This window comes from Pradoshia eiseniae, from assembly GCF_002946355.1.
GTDB lineage: Bacteria > Bacillota > Bacilli > Bacillales > Pradoshiaceae > Pradoshia > Pradoshia eiseniae.
Genome location: NZ_PKOZ01000001.1, coordinates 233,119 through 255,265 on the forward strand (window position 1 = coordinate 233,119; position 22,147 = coordinate 255,265).

Below are 22,147 nucleotides of genomic sequence, written 5' to 3' on the forward strand. Positions count from 1 at the left end.
AGGAAAATAAGATAAATGACATCAAGCTAGGATACCTGGCTTACTATAAAACTTCTCTTTGTTCTTTTCCCTAAAGCCTCTCACATCTGCAATTTGCCGAATTTCGGGTATAATAAGACCATACAAGTTCTCGGATACTGAGAAGGTAGATAAGAAATGAAAATGAGGAAGAAAAATGAAAAACATCAGTTTTACAGATTTTCAGCTTGAAGAATCAATTGAGCGGGCATTAGAAAGCATGAGGTACGAAAAGCCGACAGAGGTTCAGCAGAAGGTGATTCCCCTTTTGCTTTCAAATAAGGATGTCGTTGTGAGAGCCTCCACCGGAAGCGGTAAGACAGCTGCCTATGGTATCCCGCTCTGTCAGCATGCCGATTGGCTTGAGAATAAACCTCAGGCGCTTGTGTTAACTCCAACAAGGGAACTGGCAGCTCAGGTGAAGGAGGACCTTATCCATATTGGCCGCTTTAAACGGATCAAGGCGGCAGCTATATTTGGGAAGCAGCCCTTTGCTAAGCAAAAGCTTGAGCTTAGCCAAAAATGCCATATCGTTGTGGGTACACCGGGAAGAGTGCTGGACCATATCCAAAAAGGGACACTATCCGTTGACAAGATACAGTATGCGGTCATTGATGAAGCGGATGAAATGCTTAATATGGGCTTTATCGACCAAGTAAAAGCAATTATTGACAGCTTGCCGAAAAAAAGGGTTACCATGCTGTTTTCAGCTACTTATGGCGAGGATATAAAGCAATTGAGCGAAACCTATTTAAATCATCCTTCATATATTCAAATTGCTGATAAGGCCGTAACGAAGCCAAGAATCATTCATGAAGGCTATCTCACGGAGGAGGAGCAAAAGATGCCCCTTTTGAGAAATGTGACGACAGTGGAAGGGCCTGACAGCTGCATTATTTTTTGCCGCACACAGGAGAAGGTCGACCGTCTGTTTGATCAATTGGCGGATTGGGATTATTCCTGCGGAAAGATTCATGGAGGCATGTATCAGGAGGACCGCTTCGACGTTATGAACCAATTTAGGAGAGGAGAGTTCCGCTATTTAGTGGCAACCGATGTGGCAGCGCGCGGAATCGATATTGATGAGGTATCCCATGTAATCAATTTTGATTTTCCGCTTGAGAAGGAAGCGTATGTGCATCGAGCTGGAAGAACGGGCCGTGCAGGGAAAAGCGGCAAGGCGATATCCTTCATTTCCTCGCATGAGTTGGAGCTCCTTGTTGAAACGCAAAGTTATGCAGATGTTACGATTATGATGCTAGAACCGCCGGCAGAGGCGGCTGTGGCGGCGGCACGTGAGTCGTTTGAACGCAAGATGTTCCAAACGGAATGGAAGGAAGACAAGGGAGCGGAATTGAACAAGGATATTATGAAGCTTTTCTTTAATGGCGGGAAGAAAAAGAAGCTTCGTGCAGTTGATTTTGTAGGGACGATTGCCAAAATCGATGGCGTAACAGCCGATGATATTGGCATCATCACCATTGAAGACCAGGCAACATTTGTTGAAATTTTGAACGGGAAAGGGCCGTATGTCCTAAGCGCCATGAAGAAGAAAACGGTAAAAGGAAAAAAGCTTAAAGTATATGAAGCTTTTGAACGATAAGGTGTCAGCCCTGAAGATTCTTGCTTAACCAAGAGTCATCAGGGCTCTTTTTTTGGATAATGGATTTTCCTGACCAGCTGTAAATGATTGCCTGGAAATGGTTTGTTGGAAGGGAAAAAAAGGAATGGTAAAAGGTGGTGTGTGGCAAGCTAAAGAAATGAGTTGTTATAGATTGAGGGTAAAAAAACATGGATTTATTATTATCGATTATTGTTCTGTTAGTGCTTTTATTAGTCTCAAATATTGTAAGTCATTATTTGCCGATGATTCCGACCGCATTGACGCAGATCGCGCTCGGAATTTTGTTTGCCGTTTTTGTGGAGGAGATATCATTCGAACTGGATACGGAATGGTTTTTACTCTTATTTGTTGCACCGCTTCTATTTAATGATGGACGTCGCTTTCCAAGGGATGAACTTTGGAAGATGAGGTGGCCTATCTTGGCAAATGCGTTCATTCTTGTATTTCTTACAACCATCATCGGGGGGTATTTCATTCATTGGCTTATTCCTTCGATCCCGCTTGCGGCGGCTTTTGCGCTTGCGGCTATTCTCTCTCCGACTGACCCGGTAGCTGTAAATGGCATTGCTGAAAGAATTTATTTGCCTCCAATTATATTGAGGCTTGTCAGAGGAGAGTCACTAATTAATGATGCCTCAGGACTGATTGCATTCAACTACGCGGTGGCGGCAGTCGTTACGGGGTATTTTTCTTTAAATGAGGCAGCCCTTGATTTCCTGTATGTTGTAACAGTTGGTGCCGTCTCTGGGATTATCGTCGGCTTATTGCTCGTTGGCTTGCGCAAGTCTTTGCGAAGACAAGGAATTGTAGACGTAACCTTCTATTCTCTTCTTCAGCTTGTAACACCCTTTATCATTTACTATGCGGCTGAGGCTTTCCTGCATGCATCCGGTGTGATAGCGGTTGTGGCTGCTGGTATCATCCATTCGAGCATTAAGGAAAGGGCAGGAATCCGCAATGCCGATGAGCAAGTGGTGACAGAGCATATGTGGTCCATTATCCTATTTGTCTTGAATGGAGTCGTGTTCCTTTTGCTTGGTTTAAGCATTCCTTCTGCGATGAAGGAGACAGTGGAAAATCCGGCAATCAGCAATTGGCTCATTATCGGCTATATATTGTCAATAGGATTTGTCATCATGGTGATAAGGATGATTTGGACATATTGCTATATGGGGCTTGAATATATTCTTTCTAAGGAAGGATCAGCAAAGCCGAGTCTTAAGGTCAGTGTCTTAACAGGCTTGACAGGGGTAAGGGGAGCCATCACGATGGCGGGTGTACTATCACTTCCATATTTCGTAGCTTCAGGCGACTTATTTCCTGAGCGATCCTTGACCATCATGCTTGCTGGAGGGGTAATTCTGTTGACCTTACTGGCGGCTGCAATTCTGCTGCCAATGTTTAGCAAGAGTGAATCCACGATGTCTTCTGATACTCCCTCATTTGAACGATATAAGATTAGGCTCTTACGGGCAGCGGTTGAGAGGATTGAAGAAGAAACGACAAAGGATAATCAGGATGCGGCATTTGAATTGATTAGTGAATATAAACGGCTGATTGAGCAAATCCGATATGATAACAAGGAAGATAAGCGAATCAGGGAGATGGAGGAAGAATTGATGGAATATCGTCTCCTTGGATTGAGGGCAGAGCGTAAATATTTGCGTGAATGCGTAAACCAAGGCGAGGTGAGTCAGGATATTATCAACCGGATTTTGAAGTCGCTTGATTTCCGCGAGGAAGTGCTGGCCCATAGTCTATTATCTAAGGTGACTTTTTTATTAGGGCAGATAAAGAGGAAATCCGGTTATACGGATAGGGTTACGGCTAACGAGCATAATCAGTATGCCCAAATGCAGGAGCTGCAAATAAAAGCGGCTAATGCGGCTATAGAAAAGCTTGCCGGAATAAGGGCGGAGAGCGGGGACACAGAAAGCATCAAAATAGTCATTGGGGAGTATGAACGCTTTATTGAAAGGTGGAAAGACACCCGAACGGATAATATGAGGACGAGAATGAAGCTTGATGAGCAGAAAGAGGAGCTCCGTTTTAAGGCATTGGAGGTTGAACGGTCTACCATTCAAGGGATGTATGAGGAAGGTCAGATTAACCGGGAGACTGCCAAGAAATTACGTCGTTTTATCAATGATGTAGAAAGTCTCCTCCTGCAAGAAACAGAAGAATAAACAGAAGATTTTATTGATATTAATTAATTGGAAGAGGATAGTTGGGCAAAAAAATGCTCTAACTATTCTCTTTTTGTTCATCCCTCTTCTGGTTAGTTCCTCTTTATGTGTGAAAGTTATTTTTGTGAAATATTTCACAAAAATAACATATCCGACCAGATGAACTCTTTAGTTTAGGTGGTAATATGAGGATATAAAAGGAAAGTGAAGGGGTGCTAGGCAGATGAAAATTTTCATGATTGGCGGAACGGGTTTATTAGGTTCAGAAGGAGCAAAAGCGTTAATCAAGGATGGCCATAAGGTTTCTACCTTATCTTTGCCGCCTATTCCAAAGGGAAGCATATTGCCGGATGGAATGGACATCGATTTCGGCAACTACTTAGAGATGACAGATGATGAGATTCGTCAAAGCCTGGAAGGGTGTGATGGGTTTGTCTTTGCAGCTGGCGTGGATGAACGTATTCCGGCAACCTCTCCTGTCTATGAATTTTTTAAGAAATACAATATCGACCCGCTAGAGCGTTTCTTAACTATTGCAAAAGAATGCGGGGTCAAGCATGCGGTTATCCTCGGCTCCTATTTCAGCTGGGCTAATCGGGCCATGCCTGAGCTTAATTTATATAAACATCACCCATACATAAGGAGCCGGGTTGACCAAGCGGAGATGGCCTTATCCTTTGCTGATGATGATATGAATGTATCCGTGCTTGAAATCCCTTATGTATTCGGCAGCCAAGCAGGAAGAAAGCCAGTGTGGGTATTCCTTGTTGAACAGATCAGAAATATGAAGGATGCAACTCAATATCCGGAAGGCGGAACAGCTATGGTGACCATCCGGCAAGTCGGACAGGCGATCGCTGGTGCTATTCGAAACGGGGTAAGTGGCAATTATCCTGTTGGTTACTATAATATGCAATGGTCAGAAATGCTCAGCATCATGCATAAATATATGAACCGTGAGGATAAGAGGATTATCGTCATACCTAAAGAAGCTTATATAAGCGCAATGCAAGCGAAGGGAGCCGAGGAGCGCCAAAAGGGGAAAGAGAGCGGATTGGATACTTTCGAATTTGCGAAAGTGTTTACGAGCAATCTGTTTATCGATAAGGAGATTATCGTGAATCAATTAGGAGTTAAAGAGGATGATATTGATCATGCCATCGGAGAATCCGTACGCCTTTCGATGGAAATTCTCGAAGGCAAAACAAGCGTAATTGATATGACGGCAGTCTAATTAATTCTCAATTAGTCCTAATCTCTCCTATAATAGAGAGCAGAACTTGATTGGGAGGGATAGTGCATGAGATGTGGGGCAAAATGTTTCCTCGTGCAAGTGGAAGAGCAAGGATTAAAGCGAACTTGGCCAATCACGGCACGGACCTCAGCAGAAGCGAGAAAAAGAATTCGCCTTGAATTTGGAGCTGAAATCAACATTCTATCCGTGAAGGAAGAACAGAAAGGTTAAATAGAAAGCATTCTATGCATTTAGTAGTTCACAGAACGCCCTCAAGCTTCCGCTGATAAAAGAAACACTCCCGGGTGATTTGCGGGGTGTTTTTTTGTGTTATTCGAAAAGGAAATCAAGGATTCAACGGGAGTGGTTTCATAAAGGAAAATCCGGAGCAGGAATTTGCATGAAAAAAAGCAAAAGCCAGAAACCAGGATGCTGGAATATAGAATTCTATACTGAAAATGACATAATTTTAATACCTATATACTACTGTTAGGCAATGTGTCGATTGTTTACCTTCATTAAGGAAACACGTATAATAGGATGTAACTTGAGGATATGAGGGATTTTTATGAATAGTAAATACGATTTTATGGAGAACATCGGATTGAATGAAAATCTGAGCCTGCAAGAGATACCGGATATTGACTTATATATGGATCAAGTTATTCAGCTATTTGAGAATAACTTTAAAGAGACGAGGCGAGCAGAGGGAGAAAAGATTCTTACCAAGACGATGATTAATAATTATGCGAAGGCAAAGGTGTTTTTCCCGATTAAGAATAAAAAATACACAAAAAGGCACCTGATTTTGCTTAGTCTTATTTATCAGTTGAAGGGCAGCCTTTCCATTAATGAAATTAAGGGGATTCTTGACCCGCTCAATGAGAGGATTATAAAGGATGACCTGTCTATTGACTGGCTGTATGAGACATTCCTAAAGCAAGCTGACAAGAATGCCGGGATTTTTACAGAAAGTGTTGAAGCGAGCATGAACGAACTTACGGAGTCGCTAGGAGCTTTTCAACGGGATGAGGAGGATGCCGAATACTATGAGGAACTTTTGGCTGTAGCCTCCCTAGCCCATATGAGCCAATTGTATAAGCGTGCGGCCGAAAGTCTGGCTGCAAAGATCGAGAGCAGCCGAACAGGCAAGGAAAAATAAAAACCCCTTTTTCAGACATCTGAACAAAGGGGTTGTTGGTCTTTGGACGAAGAGTTGATGCCTTTCTAACAGCATCGGCTCTTTTTATTTGCTTTTAATTTTACCAGTCCATTTCTTGAATCCGCCATCAAGCTGATATATATCGCGGTAGCCATTCTTGTACAGCATTTGAGCAGCTCTGGTGCTTCTCATTCCGCTTTGGCAGTACAAGTAGACTGGCTTGTCCTTGCGCAGTTCTTTCATGCGCATTTTCAGCTGGGTAGATGGGATGTTACGGGCTCCCAAAATATGTCCACCGTCAAACTCGTTTGGTTCACGAACGTCAATCAGCTGGGCTTTACGGTAGCCAGCCTTGAACTCCTCTTGGGATAAGGTCTTCACCATTTTTTTTGTAGAGAAATAGCTGTAAATTGAGTACGCAATGATCAGCACAGCCAGGCCAATCAGAATATATGACGTTAATGTCAATGAAATCCCCACTTTCTCTTATGTTCCCTCATTTATTATACAGGTAGATATTTTGTCTGGCAAAAAAAATTTCTGAGAAAATCGCCTGGATAGGAGACTTTAACCTTTACGTCTTCATTAATGGGCCGATATAATGGATGTTCTGGCATTTGGAACATGCTTTTTTATATGAGTTTCATGAGATGGAAACAGCGAGTGACTCAGGAGAAAATAATGCAAAAGTCCTATAAGGCGAATATTGTTTAATTTTGTCCATAAAGGGTAGAAAAATGTTCGTATTCTCAAAATATCTTAATTTTTTATCCATTATGAACAATTGACAAAATTACAAAAACATGCACTAATACAATATATGGTATGTATTTGGTAGGCAGGAACACAATATGTAGTTGAATTTCGAAATGACGTATGATAACGTTAGATTATCAAATAGAAGTGCAGCTGAGCAAGAATATACATGAAGAATACTTAAGAGGTTGGGAGAGATCAGATTGAATACTGCTGTTAATCATAAGCTGTCAGTAAATGTCGAAAGATTAAATAAGGATATTGCTAATTTTAAACAGGTGTTTCCGATAACACCCGACATGCAAAAGACATATAAAGGTGTATCAAGACTAGTTATGATCGATCGCTATTCGTTTAAGGACACGGAGAAGATAACCCTTGCCAATGGTGACTTCGTAGTCTTAACGATCAAGGAAGATCCTAAATTCCCAGCCCGCGGACTAGGATATATTCAAGAAATCGATTGGGAAAAGAAAAAGGCTTATGTCCTCGTAGAAGAAGAATACAGAGCTTCCTTGGACAAGCATGAAGAAATCAAAACAGGCTTGATTTGCAAGTCACTTGACGTCATTGAAAAGCCGCTTGAGATTTACTATGAGCAAATTGCGAAACGGAACGCTTATGGTTTGGCACAGGTGGAGACAACGGAAGAAAAGCGTCAGGAATCATTTGAGAAATTCTATCAGCAATTGGTCAAAACGAACTTTATCCCTGCTGGCCGTGTACTATACGGGGCTGGTTCAGAGACGGAGGTAACATACTTCAACTGTTATGTTATGCCTTTCATTAAGGACAGCCGCGAAGGGATTTCAGAACATCGTAAGCAAGTCATGGAAATCATGAGCAGAGGCGGCGGTGTTGGAACAAATGGTTCAACATTGCGTCCGCGTAATGCCCTTGCGCGTGGGGTTAACGGGAAATCCTCCGGTGCAGTTTCATGGCTCGATGATATCGCGAAGTTGACGCATTTGGTCGAGCAAGGCGGCTCTCGCCGCGGCGCGCAAATGATTATGCTCGCTGACTGGCACCCGGATATCATTGAATTCATCATCTCCAAAATGCAGAATCCGAAAATTTTGCGCTTCTTGATGGAGGTATCCGAGGATGAGACGATTCAAAAACATGCCCAAGAGAAGCTGAAATTCACTCCGCTTACAGTGCAAGAACAAGCAATGTATCAAGGAATTGTGAATTATAAGTCGATTCCGGGGCTTGGCGGATTCAATGAAGACATCATTAAAGATGCAGAGGATAAATTAGCAAAGGGCGGTAATGACGCTGTCCATAATCCAGACTTCTTGACTGGAGCGAATATCTCTGTTTGCCTCACGAAAGAATTCATGGAAGCTGTGGAGAATGACGCTGAGTATGAATTGCGCTTCCCAGATGTGGAATCCTACAGCCCGAAAGAAATGGAAATCTACAACAATGAGTGGGCAGAATGCGGAGATGTGCGCGAATGGGAAAAACGTGGACACGCTGTTCGAGTATATCGTACGGTAAAAGCGAAGGAATTATGGAACTTAATCAACATCTGTGCGACTTACTCTGCTGAACCAGGTATTTTCTTTATCGATAATGCGAATGACATGACGAATGCAAAGAGCTACGGACAAAAGGTCGTTGCAACAAACCCTTGCGGTGAGCAGCCTCTTGCTCCTTATTCCGTATGTAATCTGGCAGCAGTCAATTTGGCGGAAATGACGGACAAGGATGCGAAAACGGTTGACTTCAATAAGCTGAAGGAAACGGTTAAGGTCGGTGTTCGCATGCAGGATAACGTCATTGATGCAACACCATATTTCCTTGAAGAGAATAAACGCCAGGCATTGGGCGAAAGACGCGTCGGCCTCGGTGTAATGGGTCTTCATGATATGCTGATCTATTGTGAAAAGGAATATGGTTCAACAGACGGTAATGAGCTTGTTGATCGTGTCTTTGAAACGATTGCTACAGCAGCTTATGAGGAATCCATTGAGCTTGCGAAAGAGAAAGGAAGCTTCCCATTCCTGGTTGGAGAAACAGAGGAAGAAACAAGAGCCTTGCGTGAAGCCTTCATCCAATCTGGTTTCATGAAGAAAATGCCGGAGCATATCCGTCAGGACATTCTTGAATACGGCATCCGAAATTCACATCTTCTGACTGTAGCGCCGACAGGAAGCACAGGAACGATGGTAGGGGTATCAACAGGACTTGAGCCATATTTCTCCTTCACGTATTTCAGAAGCGGACGACTTGGTAAATTTATCGAAGTGAAAGCGGATATTGTAGAAGATTATTTAGCTCGTAACCCAGAATGTGACCCTAATAACTTGCCATCATGGTTCGTATCTGCGATGGAACTGACTCCAGAAAAACATGCGGATGTGCAGTGTATTATCCAGCGTTGGATTGACAGCTCCATCAGTAAGACCGTGAATGCGCCGAAAGGATATTCCGTTGAACAGGTCGAAAAAGTGTACGAGCGTCTTTATAAGGGTGGAGCCAAAGGCGGTACTGTATATGTAGACGGCAGCCGTGACACACAAGTATTGACCTTGAAGAAGGAAGAAAATACGGATACGACTGAAATACCGGCAGAAAGTCCAAAACAGCATGTTGTTCTTGTTGACACAATTAATGCGCTAGAATCAACGAGTGTGACGATTGGAAGCGAAGTCGGCAATACATGCCCTGTGTGCCGAAAAGGGAAGGTTGAGGAGCTAGGCGGCTGCAACACATGCACCAACTGTGGCGCTCAGCTGAAATGTGGCTTGTAATTAAATAAGGCAATGATTTCAAAAGGATGGCAAAGTTTCTTGCCATCCTTTTTTATGTACTTGAACATACTACCTTTAAGGTAGGTGAAATAATGAAGCCATTTATACCGCAATTGGTTTATTTTGAGCCAAAGGCCATGGAATATCCATTAGGCCGTGAATTATATGAAAAATTTCAAGGGATGCCGAATGTGGAAATACGGCAAACAACCTCTCATAATCAAATCAGGGATCTTCCTGGTGATACAGAGCTTCAAAAATATCGGGTCGCTAAATCAACCATGGTAGTGGGACTTCGGAAAACCTTGAAATTCGACACGTCAAAGCCATCCGCCGAATATGCCATCCCGCTGGCAACCGGCTGCATGGGGCATTGCCATTATTGTTATTTGCAGACAACGCTTGGCAGCAAGCCGTATATCCGCGTTTATGTCAATCTTGAAGAAATCTTTGACAAAGCGCTCACCTATATAGGTGAACGTGCTCCTGAGATTACGCGCTTTGAGGCGGCCTGTACTTCAGATATTGTGGGGATTGATCATTTGACACATTCCTTGAAGAAGGCGATTAATTTTTTCGGGGAAACCGAGCTTGGGCGTTTACGGTTCGTAACAAAATTCCATCATGTCGACCATTTATTGGATGCGCGGCATAACGGGCATACGAGTTTCCGTTTTTCCATCAATTCTCGCTATGTCATCAAGAATTTCGAGCCAGGCACGTCTACCTTTGACCAAAGGCTTGAGGCGGCGAGGAAGGTGGCTTCGGCCGGCTATCATTTAGGGTTTATTGTGGCGCCAATTTATATGCATGAAGGCTGGGAGGAAGGGTACTCCGAATTATTTGAGCGGCTAAAAAAGGCGCTAGGTGATTATGCGGACGCTCCCCTATATTTTGAGCTGATTCAGCATCGTTTCACGAAGCCTGCCAAAAAGGTCATTGAGGCAAGATATCCGAAATCAAAGCTGGAAATGGATGAATCCAAAAGGAAATATAAATGGGGAAAATATGGAATAGGCAAATACGTCTATCCGGATGATGAGGCGGCCCATTTAAAGGAGCATATAGAAGGAGCTATCCATTCCCATTTCCCACAGGCTGAAATAAAATACTTCACATAAGCTGTTCTAAAATGCACTCCTGTTGCTTAAAGATGATAAGTAAAAGACAGCGCATCTTTAGGAGGGAGTGCATAAGTTTGTACATAGACGGGGTTTTTTGCGGCGGCGGTATAAAAGGATTTGCCCTCATTGGAGCCATTATGGAGCTCGAACAGCAGGGGTATGCCTTTAAGCGTGTTGCAGGTACAAGTGCAGGCTCCATTATTGCGGGTTTTCTTGCAGCTGGGTACAGCGGGGCTGAGATTAAGCTGCTGATGGATGATATAGAGCTCAGCAGGCTCTTGGAAACAAAGAAAAGGATTCGTTTTCCTTTTGCGCGCTGGCTAAAATTATATTGGACGATGGGACTATATAAAGGAGATGCTTTAGAGTGCTGGATTAAGGAAACCCTTGAAAAAAAGGGCATTCGCACCTTTGGCGACCTGCCTGATAAACAGCTGCGTATCATTGCCTCAGACCTGTCGAATGGCCGTATGCTCATATTGCCGGATGATCTAGCTGCCTATAATATTGATCCGTTGCAATTCCCTGTTGCAAAAGCGATTCGCATGAGCTGTTCCATTCCCTTTTTCTTTGAACCCATTAAATTAAAAACAGTCGGGGAAAAATATATCATTGTCGATGGAGGGGTTTTATCAAACTTTCCGATGTGGTTATTTGACCAAGATAATGTAAAATCCATCAGGCCGGTTTTGGGACTTAATTTAGTATATGAGAAGACAGGTAAGGAACCGGAGGAAATTAATAATGCAATCGGCCTGTTCTCCTCCTTATTTGAAACTATGCGCAATGCCCATGACTCGCGTTACATCTCTCGCAAATTCGTCAAAAATATTATTTTCATCCCGGTGAAGGATGCGAATTTTATAGAGTTTTCTCTAACAAATGAGCAGAGAACGGGCTTGATTGAGAGCGGGCGCAATGCAGCAGCTCTGTTCATTAAGCAATGGACGCATCGAATTAAGAAAAAGAAAATTGATTAAATGAAAAAAGGTTCAAGCTTGTGGTCGCCTGAACCTTTTGCTGTTTAAAATAGGGCCCGATTTTTCTTGCGTGCTTTTTTTCCTTCGATAACGGTCAATTGGATATTTGATTTCTTTTTCGGTCTGTTGATGAATGTCTCTTTTGAGATGACGGTTAATCCATGTGTATTATGGTGTCTATTTCTGCTTTTTCTTGGTTTCATCGTATCTTGTTTATGCTTCTTAGAAGAGACCTTGGCTGCCTTCTGGTATGCTTGACGCTCTTTGCCAGAGTTGCCTGTGCTGCCCTTCATTATGAATCGCTTGTAAACAAGATAGATAATACCCATGACTACCGCTCCAATAAGTACACTCCGTATGAATGATACAGCTTCAAACTGTATTGTATAAATCAATCCCAGTACCGCTAATCCTAGAAGAACATAAATGATGATAGATGATTTGTTACGATTCATTGAAAGCACCTCCTTAAGAGCATCATTAGCGTATTTATGGGAATTTAAACAACTAAACCAATAAATTTGCCTTTTAATTTTAATTTACACAATTTTCTCTCCGGTTAAACCTTGCTCAGTTTTTATTTCTTCTTCTAGCATTGTATTGAAGGAAATGATTGCCGTTTGGATTTGGTCATCATTTGGCTCTTTAGTGGTCAAAAGCTGAAGCCAAAGCCCCGGATAGCCGAGAAACTTGAGCACCGGTACATCGCGAAGTTTATTGGTCAATTGCAATACCTCAAAGGATACACCGAGAACAACGGGTATCAACGCTAGACGATTTAAGATCCGGGCATATAAGGGGTCGGTTGGAACAAACATATACAGGAATAACCCAACGACAACGGTAAAAAGAATGAAGCTGCTGCCGCAGCGGTAGTGAAGACGCGAGGCATTACGCACGTTCTCAACCGTCAATTCCTTATTTGCCTCGAAAGCGTTAATGACTTTATGCTCAGCGCCATGATATTGGAATACGCGCTTGATGAGCGGTGTCATCGATACGAAATAAATATACAAAAGCAATAAAGCTAGTTTAAAGAATCCTTCTATTAATATTTGGGCTCCCTTTGCTGGCGCTACATCTTGAAAAATAGCCGCCAGGAAAACCGGGATAAGGGTGAATAGAACTTTTCCGAAGATGAAGGAAAGAATCCCGACAGCGGCGACACCGAGAATCATGCCGATCTTAGAGGTTTCTTCTTCCTTGACGATACTGTCGTCATCCTTAGGGTCTACATCATATCGGTCGGTAGAAAAGGAAAGATGCCTTGAACCGACAGCGCTTGATTCGATAATTGCCACAATGCCCCTTATGAAAGGGATTTTTTTTAACTTTTGAAGGACTGGGTGACTCTTGCGCGGCATAGAAAAGGAGTCATAGGTTCCGTCCTTCCGCTTGATGGTTGTCACGGTACAATGCTTGCCGCCAAACATGACACCTTCTACGACAGCCTGTCCGCCGTAGACTGGTTTGTTATCCAATGTATTCACCACTCCATATGATTTATAGTATGCGTGTTTATACTTTCATTTTACCGAATCTTGAGCGTTTTCTCTACTATTGGATTCATTCATTATGAACTTTACTAAAATGGAGCATACTATCCTGTGAGGTGAAGAAGAATGAATAAGAATGTAGCGGAAGTAAAGCAGCCAATGAGTTTTGGAATGACCGTATCCATAATCGGGTTATTCGCCGGTTTATTTTGGGGAGCGATATTTCAATTATTTACGTATTTTAACTATACAGAGATCGGACCAACCTTCGTTATCCGGAGTTGGATTAAGGCGGATTTTGCTAAGGGGTGGATTGGGGTGATTCTTTCGCTTGTTTGCCTTTCTTTCATTTCTCTGCTGTTTTCACATTTGTATTCGGCCTTATTTCGCAAATTTAATTCTTACTGGCTGGGCGTTGGTTACGGAATTGCCATTTGGGCTCTGATTTTTCTCGCTTTGCGCCCGCTTTTTCCGGGAATGAAGACAGTTATGGAACTGTCCATTGATACGATTATTACGACTTTCTGCCTCTTCTTGCTTTTTGGGCTTTTTATCGGGTATTCAATCAGCTTTGAATATCATGAACGGGAATTGGAGAAAAAGATACAGGCAGAAAAAAAGGAAGCTCAGGCATAAATTTATAGTGATGACTTTCCTGCATATGATAAAATGAAAAATAGCTGCAATGGGCTGTCTTTGAGCGGCTCAATTCACCGCGGATACATACATAAAAGGGAGAATACCTGCCCGCCTCCGGAAAATGTGTCTACGATCATTTTATATAAGGGAGAGAACATGATGGAAAAATTAAAAAGATTTCGTGAAAATCTTGCCAAAGAACAAATAGATGCAATGATTATCACAAATCCCTATAACAGAAGATATATATCAAATTTCACCGGCACCTCCGGTATTGTTATTATTTCTGAAAAGGAAGCGAAGTTTATTACTGACTTCCGCTATACAGAGCAAGCGGCCAAGCAAGCAGTTGGCTTTGAAATCGTCAAGCATACAGGGCCAATTGAAAATGAAGTGGCGGCTCAAGTGAAAGCGATGGGTGCAAAGAAAATTGGGTTTGAGCAGGATGATCTGACATTTGCGACCTACAAAATCTATGAAGGCCTAGTTGAGGGAGAGCTTGTCCCGATATCCGGCTTTGTGGAAAAATTGCGCTTGATTAAGACACCTGAAGAGATTAAGATATTAAAGGATGCGGCAGACATTGCAGATGCTGCCTTTGAGCATATTTTAGGGTTTATCCGTCCGGGTTTGACGGAAATGGAAGTTTCCAATGAACTTGAATTCTTCATGCGTAAAGCGGGTGCAACCTCATCTTCCTTTGACACCATCGTGGCATCCGGCGCGCGTTCGGCGTTGCCGCATGGGGTGGCAAGTGATAAGGTCATCGAGAAAGGCGATTTCGTTACATTGGATTATGGGGCCTTGTATAATGGGTATATTTCCGATATCACAAGAACAATCGCTGTCGGCGAACCAACTGATGAGCTGAAGAAGATTTATGCTATCACGCTTGAAGCTCAAGTGTATGCGCTGGAAAACATTAAACCTGGCTTAACGGGCAAACAAGCAGATGCGCTCGCGCGGGATATTATCGCAGCAAAAGGCTATGGTGAATATTTTGGGCATTCCCTCGGGCATGGCATCGGCCTTGAGGTTCACGAAGGTCCTGGCTTGTCCATGAAATCAGATATGATTTTGGAAGAGGGCATGACCGTAACGTGTGAACCGGGTATCTATTTGCCGGGAATCGGCGGCGTGCGCATAGAGGATGATCTATTGCTGACAGAAGGCGGCAATGAAAGATTGACCCATTCAACAAAAGAATTAATTATTTTATAAGGCAGTAGGAGGCTATTATTACATGATTTCTGTTAATGATTTTAAAACAGGCTTAACAATTGAAGTAGACGGCGGTATTTGGCAAGTAATCGAATTCCAGCACGTAAAACCAGGTAAAGGCGCAGCGTTCGTTCGTTCCAAATTGCGTAACCTTCGTACAGGAGCAATCCAAGAGAAAACATTCCGTGCCGGTGAGAAAGTATCTAAAGCACACATCGATAACCGCAAAATGCAATACTTATATGCGAGCGGCGACAATCACGTATTCATGGATAACGAAACATATGACCAAATCGAATTGCCATCTAAGCAAATCGAGCATGAGTTGAAATTCTTGAAAGAAAACATGGAAGTTTCAATCATGATGTTCCAAACAGAAACACTTGGCGTTCAGCTGCCAACTACAGTTACACTGGAAGTAACAGAAACTGAACCAGGCATCAAAGGCGACACAGCTTCAGGCGGTACGAAGCCGGCAACTGTTGAGACTGGCCTTGTTGTTCAAGTTCCTTTCTTCGTTAATGAAGGAGACAAACTAATCATTAATACTTCTGATGGTTCTTACGTATCCCGCGGATAATCATCATCTAAAACATAAGCTGCAGGTACAGCCAATTTATTCTTGGCTTGCCTGCAGCTTTTTTGTGTATCCAGGAGAAGCCTCCTGGCTTTTTATATGCCTGTCCAAACTTTTTCCAGTCTGAAAGACATAAACTGCCTGTCCATGAATACATTTTAAGTAAATGACACATATGGTGAGGGAGATTGTATGGAAGGAGTTTTGGAAATGCTGCCAAAGGCTGTTCTCGCTGATATGGAGAGAATGACCTTGAATGAAGAAGAGGTGGAAGAAATCCGCATCAGAGTCGGAAGACCGCTAGAAGTCATGGCAGGCCGGCGAGTTCATTATGGGGTACGGCCTGTAATACGGGAGGAAGCTGAGATTTTCATGAATAAGATCAGTCAATTTTCATTCTATATGCTCGATGAGGAACTGAAAAGAGGCTATATCACCATAAAGGGAGGCCATCGGGTTGGGATTGCCGGCAAGGTGATACTGGAGAATGGCTATGTGAAAGGCATACGAGAGGTCACCTTCTTTAATATCCGGATTGCGCGGCAGAAGAAGGGGCTGGCGGAAGAATGGATTCCGTATTTGTATCAAGGCCGGTGGTTATCCACATTGGTTATCGGCCCGCCGCAATCAGGAAAGACAACATTCCTCAGGGATTTGGCTAGGATAGCTTCGGCAGGAAGCGAACGGAATAGAATCGACCCCAAAAAGGTGGGAATTATTGATGAACGTTCAGAAATTGCTGGATGCGTTCATGGAGTCCCGCAGATGGAATTTGGCATCAGGGTGGATGTGCTCGATTCCTGCCCGAAGGCTGAGGGCATGATGATGATGATCCGCTCCATGAGCCCGGATATTCTAGTTGCCGATGAGATTGGCAGAAAAGAGGATCAAGACGCTGTAATGGAAGCTGTCAATGCCGGGACGGCTCTCTTTATCACGGTACATGGACATAGCTTGGAGGATATTCTTTCAAGACCAAGCATGAAGGCAATCGTGACAGAAGCTCGGTTTGACCGTTTCATTGAACTTGAAAGGCTAGACAAGCCCGGCTGTGTGGCGATGATCAGAGATGGAGCTGGGAAGATTCTATATGGCAAGGAAAGAGTGAGAACATGATCAAATTACTGGGTGCCTTGCTGATTGTCTTCTCGACCACATGGGTTGGCTGGGATATAGCGAAACGGCTGGTTGCCCGTCCGAAGCAAATTAGGGACATACGAGCAGCCTTGCAAATACTGGAGGCTGAAATCATGTATGGTCATATGCCGCTAAGGGAAGCGGTATTGAAACTAGCTAAGCAGATTCCTGACCCTATCTCGAGTGGCTTTACATTATTTGCGGATAATCTGAACGAGGAAAGTCAGACAGTCACGAGCGCGTGGAGAAAAAGCATAGAAGAAATGAGGAAGTGGACAGAGCTTGAGGAAAAAGAGCTGGAAATCCTTTTTCAATTTGGAGAGACACTCGGAAAACATGACCGTGATACTCAGCAAAAACAAATCCAGCTCACATTGACTCACCTTGAGCGCGAGGAGCTGATGGCGCTTGATAAGCAAAGCAAATACGACAAGATGGTTAAAAGCCTTGGATTCTTCTCCGGTCTTTTAATTGCGATTCTGTTGTTGTGATGAATAGGGGGAAATGAGCGGAATGGGAATCGATATTGATATTATTTTTAAAATTGCGGGTGTTGGGCTGATTGTGGCTTTCATTCATACGATTCTTGATCAGGTCGGAAAGAAGGAATATTCACAGTGGGTGATTTTGGTCAGTTTCATCTATATCCTTTTTAATGTTGCCCAGGTAGTTGGGCAGCTGATTGACCGGATTAAATCCGTATTCCTATTTCAATAGAAAAGCTTGGGGTGATGAGCTATCGAAATGCTGCAAATAACCGGTGTAGCCCTAATCGGGGCGTTCCTTGCCATGATTATAAAGGAGCAAAAGCCGAATCTCGCCTTTTTGCTTGTTGTCTTTGTTGGAAGCTCCATCTTTCTATTCCTGGTCGACAAGATTTATGAAATTATCCAAATGATTCAGCAATTGGCCACGAATGCAAATGTGAATATGGTGTATTTATCCACTGTGCTGAAAATAATTGGCATTGCCTATATCGCGGAATTTACGTCTCAAATCACGAAAGATGCCGGGATGGGGGCGATTGCCTCGAAAATCGAATTGGCTGGTAAAATCCTCATCCTGACAATGGCCATTCCGATCTTGAGCGTCATCATTGAAAGCATCATTCAAATGATTCCGAATTAATGCTCTTGTTTTGGAAAGCAATCAAAGGGGCTGAATAATATATGAAGCAATTTCTGCGGACAAGCATTCTACTCTTCATTCTTCTATTTCTTTGCAGCCAAAGCCAGCAAGTGTTGGCTGCCCCGGGGTCGACAAGCGTAAATACACAGCAAGAGGAGGCTGTTGAAACATTCGGTGTGGAAGACATCCCGCTAGATGACCTGAAGCAGTTCTGGGATTCAGTTTATGATCAATATGGCGGTTTTCTCCCGGAATCACAAAAAGGCAGTTTCGTAGATTTCATTAGCGGTGAGAAAAAATTTTCTTTTAAGGAGTGGCTTTCAGGAATCATTCAATTCATCTTTCACGAGCTGATAGCAAATGGGAAGCTGCTTGGAACCTTGATTTTGCTGACGGTGTTTAGTGTTTTCCTGCAATCCTTGCAAAGCACGTTTGAGAAGACCTCTGTCAGCAAGGTGGCTAACTCGATTGTCTTTATGGTGTTGATGATCATCGCACTTAACAGCTTCTATGTAGCGGTCAGTTATGTCACCACAACCATATCGCAAATTACCGATTTTCTGATTGCGCTTGTGCCGCTCTTACTCGCCTTGATTGCGAGTTCTGGGGGCGCCCTATCTGCCGCCTTCTTTCATCCAATGCTTTTATTTTTGATGAACACGAGCGGGGCGCTGATCGAGTACATTGTCCTGCCTCTTTTGTTTCTTTCGACCTTGCTGAGCATTGTCAGTATGCTGTCAGAGCAATACAAGGTGACCCAGCTGGCCGGATTATTGCGGACATGGAGCATTGGGCTATTAGGGATTTTCATGACCGTCTTTCTCGGAGTCATATCTGTGCAGGGAATCTCAACAGCAGTGGCTGATGGAATCGGGATTCGAACCGCGAAGTTTCTGGCAGGAAACTTCATTCCGGTTGTTGGGAGAATGTTCACCGATGCTGCTGACACAGTGATCGGCGCTTCCCTGCTTTTGAAAAACACTGTCGGTATTGCTGGTGTAGTCATGCTATTGATCATGACTGCCTTTCCTGCCTTGAAAATCCTGCTTATTGCCCTGGTCTACAAGTTTGCAGCTGCTATTTTGCAGCCTCTTGGGGCAGGCCCAATTATCAAATGCCTCGAGGTCATTGGCAAGAATATCATATATGTTTTTGCCGCACTTGCGATTGTTAGCTTGATGTTCTTCTTGACGGTAACGGTCATTGTCGCAGCCGGTAATATCACTATGATGGTTCGATAAGGAGGGAGCAATTCATGTCTTTTTTGACAACATGGGTGACCAATATCATCGTTTTCATCTTATTTGCGGTTGTGTTGGACATGCTCCTTCCCAATTCATCGATGCAAAAATACACCAAGCTAGTGATTGGGCTGTTACTGACCGCAATTTTTCTTACGCCTATTCTCTCTCTGTTTAAACAGGATTTCGCCAGTGATATCCAGCAAAAAATCATGTCCAACGGGGTCTGGGGAGGCCAAACAATGGAAAATTCACTAGAAACGAAGAAAAAAGAAATAGAACAGACTCAACAAGCATATATATTGGAACAGATGGCTGTCCAACTTAAAGCCGAAGCAGAAAAGGAGCTGATAGAAAGGAGTGGGTATGAAATCCGTGATGTGGAGATCCGGCTCATCGATCCAAAGGGGGAGCTGAAGGAAGAAAATATTGAGTCCATTCATGTTACCCTCGAGGAACAAAGTACAGAAGAAGCAGAAGGTGTACAACCTATAGAGAAGGTTGACATCGACCTGGAAGAACAGCAATCTCTCATAACCGCACCTTCACCCCGCATACAGGAAATTTTGTCTGAGAAATGGGGCATTACCAGCAGCAAACTTATAATTGAAATCAATGAAGGGGGTGATGGGCTTTGAATAAAGAAAAGCTAAACAAATTCAAAGGAATGTTTATGAAACAGGAAGGAGATGGGAAGAAGCCGCCCTATCGAAATATAGCAATCATGCTCCTTGCTGGTATCCTCCTTATGATCAGCAGTCTGTTTATCAACCGCGGGGATGAAATGGAGGACAAGACCAACGCGGTGTTTGAGGCAGCAAGCAGTGAAGTGAATAAGGATGCTGCAGAAACATTTGCTTCTGGAAGTACGAAAAAAGCTGGCACAATTGCCTCTATCGAGAAAGCGTATGAAGTGGAGCTGAAGGACACACTTGAGACGATGAACGGTGTATCAGATGTATCCGTAATCGTTAATGTGGATTCAACAGAGGAAAAGGTGTATGAGAAGAACGCCGTTTCCCAGCATCAAATTACAGAAGAGACTGACCGTGACGGCGGAGAGAGAAAGGTAGAGGATTTCTCAACCGATGAGAAAGTAGTCATTATTCGGGAAGGGGACAAGGAAGTACCGCTTATTCAGCAAACGAAGAAGCCAACAATCAGGGGAGTCCTTATCGTTGCTAAGGGAGCGGATAATATCAGCATCAAAAAGGAAATTGTTGAAGCTGTGACACGAGTGCTGGATGTTCCGAGCCACCGCGTCGCCGTCAGTGCAAAAAAATAAATAAGAAAAGAGGAGGAGTTATCCGTGTTGCTTAGAAAACAAACAGTTTGGTTATTAACGATGTTAAGTTTGGTGGCTGTCTTGAGTGTCTACTATATTACATCCCCGCAGGAGACAACAGTTAATCAGGAAGCAAATGAGGAGACGAAATCAGGCGGTGATGAGAACGGCAATGCCGACCAATCGACAATCGTATCCAATGAATCAAACGATTCAGCCTTTGAGGCGATGCGCATGGACTTAAATGATGAAAGAAGCAAGGAGAAGGAAGAATTGACTGAGAAGGTCGCCTCAAGCGATTTATCAGAGGAAGAACGGGTAGAGGCGCATGGACAAATTGAAGAGCTTGATGAACTATCCACGAAGGAGGATATGCTTGAATCGATGATCGTCGCATTAGGCTATAAGGATGCTCTAGTAAGAGCGGATAATAAACAAATCCAAATCACCGTCAAAGCTAAGAAACCAGATGCTGAGGCAGCGAACAAGATTATCCAAATGGTGACCAAGGAAATCGGCAAGACCAATGCCGTAGCGGTAGAATTTCAGCCGGAAAAATAATGAGCAATAAAGATTGTGAAACAGGTGGGAAGACCGTTTAGGTTTTTCAATCTGTTTTTTTTGTTAGGAATATGGTAAGGGAGAAATTCTTTCTTACTTGAACATCAGTAGGGAACTAAAACAAATGATAAAAACTTCGTCGTTTACATTTAAGCTGGCGGGGTCTACTCTGAATGCTGGCATGTTGAGATATCTACTAACAGGGGAAGCCTGCAGGAATAGCATTCGAATGAAAATATTGGTACGAGAATTTTAAAATAATTTAATGTTATTCAAATAAACTAATAATTTTTGTCGAAGTTGCAGATAACATAATTATTTAATAGTAAGAGCTATATTTATATAGATAATTCTGAAGATTAGATAATGAGCAGCTTTTGGACTGAATGATATCAGTCTTTTAAGAATTCACTTTTTTGCCAAAAACTATTATGATTAACTCATATGGTATTTTTTACATATTTATATTTTTACGAAATATTACGTGAATAACTAGGAGGGCTGATTCCTGATGAAGGTACAGGAAATACGTGAAATCATAAGATTAATCGATCAAACGAGCATTGATGAATTTGTCTTTGAAAAAGAGGGAACCAGACTTGAAATTAGAAGGGGGACGGCTAAAGGCAGCCTAGAATCTCCTGCAACACCAGCTCAAGATGCCGTGAAAGAACCGCTTGCTGCCGTAGAACCGCCTAGGCCTGCACCAGCGCCTGAACCTGCACCAGCGCAGTCTAGTGAAGCAAAGGAACCGGCGGCCAAAGATGATGTTAGCTATCAAAAAATCACTTCCCCTATGGTAGGGACCTTTTATAAAGCCTCTTCGCCAGAAGATGATCCATTTGTGAAGGCTGGTGACAAAGTAGGGAAAGAATCAGTGGTCTGCATTGTAGAAGCGATGAAATTATTCAATGAAATTGAAGCAGAAGTTTCCGGTGAGATTATCGAAGTTCTCGTTGAGGATGGACAATTGGTTGAATACGGACAGCCTTTATTTTTGGTGAAACCCGAATAGGAGG

23 protein-coding genes are annotated in these 22,147 nt (G+C 43.1%); 20 read left to right on the top strand and 3 right to left on the bottom strand.

Annotation, left to right across the window (positions count from 1 at the left end):
- Window positions 1-175 precede the first annotated feature (175 nt).
- The 5 genes from CYL18_RS01170 (at window position 176) to CYL18_RS01185 (ending at window position 6,224) form a co-directional block, all read left to right on the top strand.
- Window positions 176-1,621 (top strand): DEAD/DEAH box helicase, encoded by a 1,446-nt coding sequence (locus tag CYL18_RS01170; protein WP_104847636.1) that lies wholly within the window; start codon window positions 176-178, stop codon window positions 1,619-1,621.
- Window positions 1,622-1,809: 188 nt separating this feature from the next.
- Window positions 1,810-3,828, top strand: coding sequence for a Na+/H+ antiporter (locus CYL18_RS01175; RefSeq protein ID WP_104847637.1), 2,019 nt, complete (start codon window positions 1,810-1,812; stop codon window positions 3,826-3,828).
- Window positions 3,829-4,051: 223 nt separating this feature from the next.
- On the top strand, window positions 4,052-5,062 hold the full coding sequence (locus CYL18_RS01180) for an NAD-dependent epimerase/dehydratase family protein (RefSeq protein WP_104847638.1): 1,011 nt from the start codon (window positions 4,052-4,054) through the stop codon (window positions 5,060-5,062).
- A 66-nt stretch (window positions 5,063-5,128) separates the two neighbouring features.
- Window positions 5,129-5,293, top strand: a complete 165-nt coding sequence (locus CYL18_RS19340) for a hypothetical protein (protein ID WP_201741222.1) — start codon at window positions 5,129-5,131, stop codon at window positions 5,291-5,293.
- 337 nt (window positions 5,294-5,630) lie between these two features.
- The gene (locus CYL18_RS01185) at window positions 5,631-6,224 is read left to right on the top strand and encodes a DUF1836 domain-containing protein (RefSeq protein ID WP_104847639.1); all 594 of its coding nucleotides are present in this window, start codon (window positions 5,631-5,633) and stop codon (window positions 6,222-6,224) included.
- A gap of 84 nt (window positions 6,225-6,308) precedes the next feature.
- Here the strand turns inward: CYL18_RS01185 and CYL18_RS01190 are convergent, their stop codons facing one another.
- On the bottom strand, window positions 6,309-6,608 hold the full coding sequence (locus CYL18_RS01190) for a rhodanese-like domain-containing protein (protein WP_104848315.1): 300 nt from the start codon (window positions 6,606-6,608) through the stop codon (window positions 6,309-6,311).
- Window positions 6,609-7,183: 575 nt separating this feature from the next.
- Between CYL18_RS01190 and CYL18_RS01195 the strand changes: the two genes are divergently transcribed.
- The 3 genes from CYL18_RS01195 (at window position 7,184) to CYL18_RS01205 (ending at window position 11,843) form a co-directional block, all read left to right on the top strand.
- Entirely contained in the window at window positions 7,184-9,739 is a 2,556-nt protein-coding gene (locus tag CYL18_RS01195) for a vitamin B12-dependent ribonucleotide reductase (RefSeq protein ID WP_104847640.1), read from the top strand.
- Between the two features lie 92 nt (window positions 9,740-9,831).
- Entirely contained in the window at window positions 9,832-10,860 is a 1,029-nt protein-coding gene (splB, locus tag CYL18_RS01200; protein ID WP_104847641.1) for a spore photoproduct lyase, read from the top strand.
- Between the two features lie 77 nt (window positions 10,861-10,937).
- The gene (locus tag CYL18_RS01205) at window positions 10,938-11,843 is read left to right on the top strand and encodes a patatin-like phospholipase family protein (protein ID WP_104847642.1); all 906 of its coding nucleotides are present in this window, start codon (window positions 10,938-10,940) and stop codon (window positions 11,841-11,843) included.
- 44 nt (window positions 11,844-11,887) lie between these two features.
- Here the strand turns inward: CYL18_RS01205 and CYL18_RS01210 are convergent, their stop codons facing one another.
- Window positions 11,888-12,298 (bottom strand): SA1362 family protein, encoded by a 411-nt coding sequence (locus CYL18_RS01210; protein WP_104847643.1) that lies wholly within the window; start codon window positions 12,296-12,298, stop codon window positions 11,888-11,890.
- An 84-nt stretch (window positions 12,299-12,382) separates the two neighbouring features.
- Window positions 12,383-13,333, bottom strand: a complete 951-nt coding sequence (locus CYL18_RS01215) for a DUF1385 domain-containing protein (RefSeq protein WP_407984493.1) — start codon at window positions 13,331-13,333, stop codon at window positions 12,383-12,385.
- A 132-nt stretch (window positions 13,334-13,465) separates the two neighbouring features.
- Here CYL18_RS01215 and CYL18_RS01220 point away from each other — a divergent pair, with 132 nt between their 5' ends.
- The 12 genes from CYL18_RS01220 (at window position 13,466) to accB (ending at window position 22,143) form a co-directional block, all read left to right on the top strand.
- Window positions 13,466-13,975 (top strand): YqhR family membrane protein, encoded by a 510-nt coding sequence (locus tag CYL18_RS01220; protein ID WP_104847644.1) that lies wholly within the window; start codon window positions 13,466-13,468, stop codon window positions 13,973-13,975.
- Between the two features lie 162 nt (window positions 13,976-14,137).
- A complete protein-coding gene (locus CYL18_RS01225; protein WP_104847645.1) occupies window positions 14,138-15,199 on the top strand; it encodes a M24 family metallopeptidase in 1,062 nt (353 codons plus the stop codon).
- Window positions 15,200-15,221: 22 nt separating this feature from the next.
- Window positions 15,222-15,779, top strand: a complete 558-nt coding sequence (efp, locus tag CYL18_RS01230) for an elongation factor P (RefSeq protein WP_104847646.1) — start codon at window positions 15,222-15,224, stop codon at window positions 15,777-15,779.
- A 189-nt stretch (window positions 15,780-15,968) separates the two neighbouring features.
- On the top strand, window positions 15,969-16,892 hold the full coding sequence (gene spoIIIAA / locus CYL18_RS01235; RefSeq protein ID WP_104847647.1) for a stage III sporulation protein AA: 924 nt from the start codon (window positions 15,969-15,971) through the stop codon (window positions 16,890-16,892).
- Window positions 16,889-17,404 (top strand): stage III sporulation protein SpoIIIAB, encoded by a 516-nt coding sequence (gene spoIIIAB / locus CYL18_RS01240; RefSeq protein WP_104847648.1) that lies wholly within the window; start codon window positions 16,889-16,891, stop codon window positions 17,402-17,404. The genes spoIIIAA and spoIIIAB overlap by 4 nt, the downstream gene beginning before the upstream one ends.
- Before the next feature lie 22 nt (window positions 17,405-17,426).
- Window positions 17,427-17,630, top strand: a complete 204-nt coding sequence (gene spoIIIAC, locus CYL18_RS01245; RefSeq protein WP_049670184.1) for a stage III sporulation protein AC — start codon at window positions 17,427-17,429, stop codon at window positions 17,628-17,630.
- A 27-nt stretch (window positions 17,631-17,657) separates the two neighbouring features.
- A complete protein-coding gene (gene spoIIIAD / locus CYL18_RS01250; protein ID WP_104847649.1) occupies window positions 17,658-18,041 on the top strand; it encodes a stage III sporulation protein AD in 384 nt (127 codons plus the stop codon).
- Window positions 18,042-18,082: 41 nt separating this feature from the next.
- A complete protein-coding gene (spoIIIAE, locus tag CYL18_RS01255; protein WP_104847650.1) occupies window positions 18,083-19,282 on the top strand; it encodes a stage III sporulation protein AE in 1,200 nt (399 codons plus the stop codon).
- A gap of 14 nt (window positions 19,283-19,296) precedes the next feature.
- Window positions 19,297-19,920: a stage III sporulation protein AF gene (gene spoIIIAF / locus CYL18_RS01260; protein ID WP_104847651.1), complete on the top strand. Its 624-nt coding sequence runs from the start codon at window positions 19,297-19,299 to the stop codon at window positions 19,918-19,920.
- On the top strand, window positions 19,917-20,567 hold the full coding sequence (gene spoIIIAG, locus CYL18_RS01265; RefSeq protein WP_407984495.1) for a stage III sporulation protein AG: 651 nt from the start codon (window positions 19,917-19,919) through the stop codon (window positions 20,565-20,567). Before spoIIIAF ends, spoIIIAG begins: the two co-directional genes overlap by 4 nt.
- Before the next feature lie 24 nt (window positions 20,568-20,591).
- On the top strand, window positions 20,592-21,128 hold the full coding sequence (locus CYL18_RS01270; RefSeq protein ID WP_104847652.1) for a SpoIIIAH-like family protein: 537 nt from the start codon (window positions 20,592-20,594) through the stop codon (window positions 21,126-21,128).
- Window positions 21,129-21,639: 511 nt separating this feature from the next.
- Window positions 21,640-22,143, top strand: coding sequence for an acetyl-CoA carboxylase biotin carboxyl carrier protein (accB, locus tag CYL18_RS01275; protein WP_104847653.1), 504 nt, complete (start codon window positions 21,640-21,642; stop codon window positions 22,141-22,143).
- Window positions 22,144-22,147: the final 4 nt, after the last annotated feature.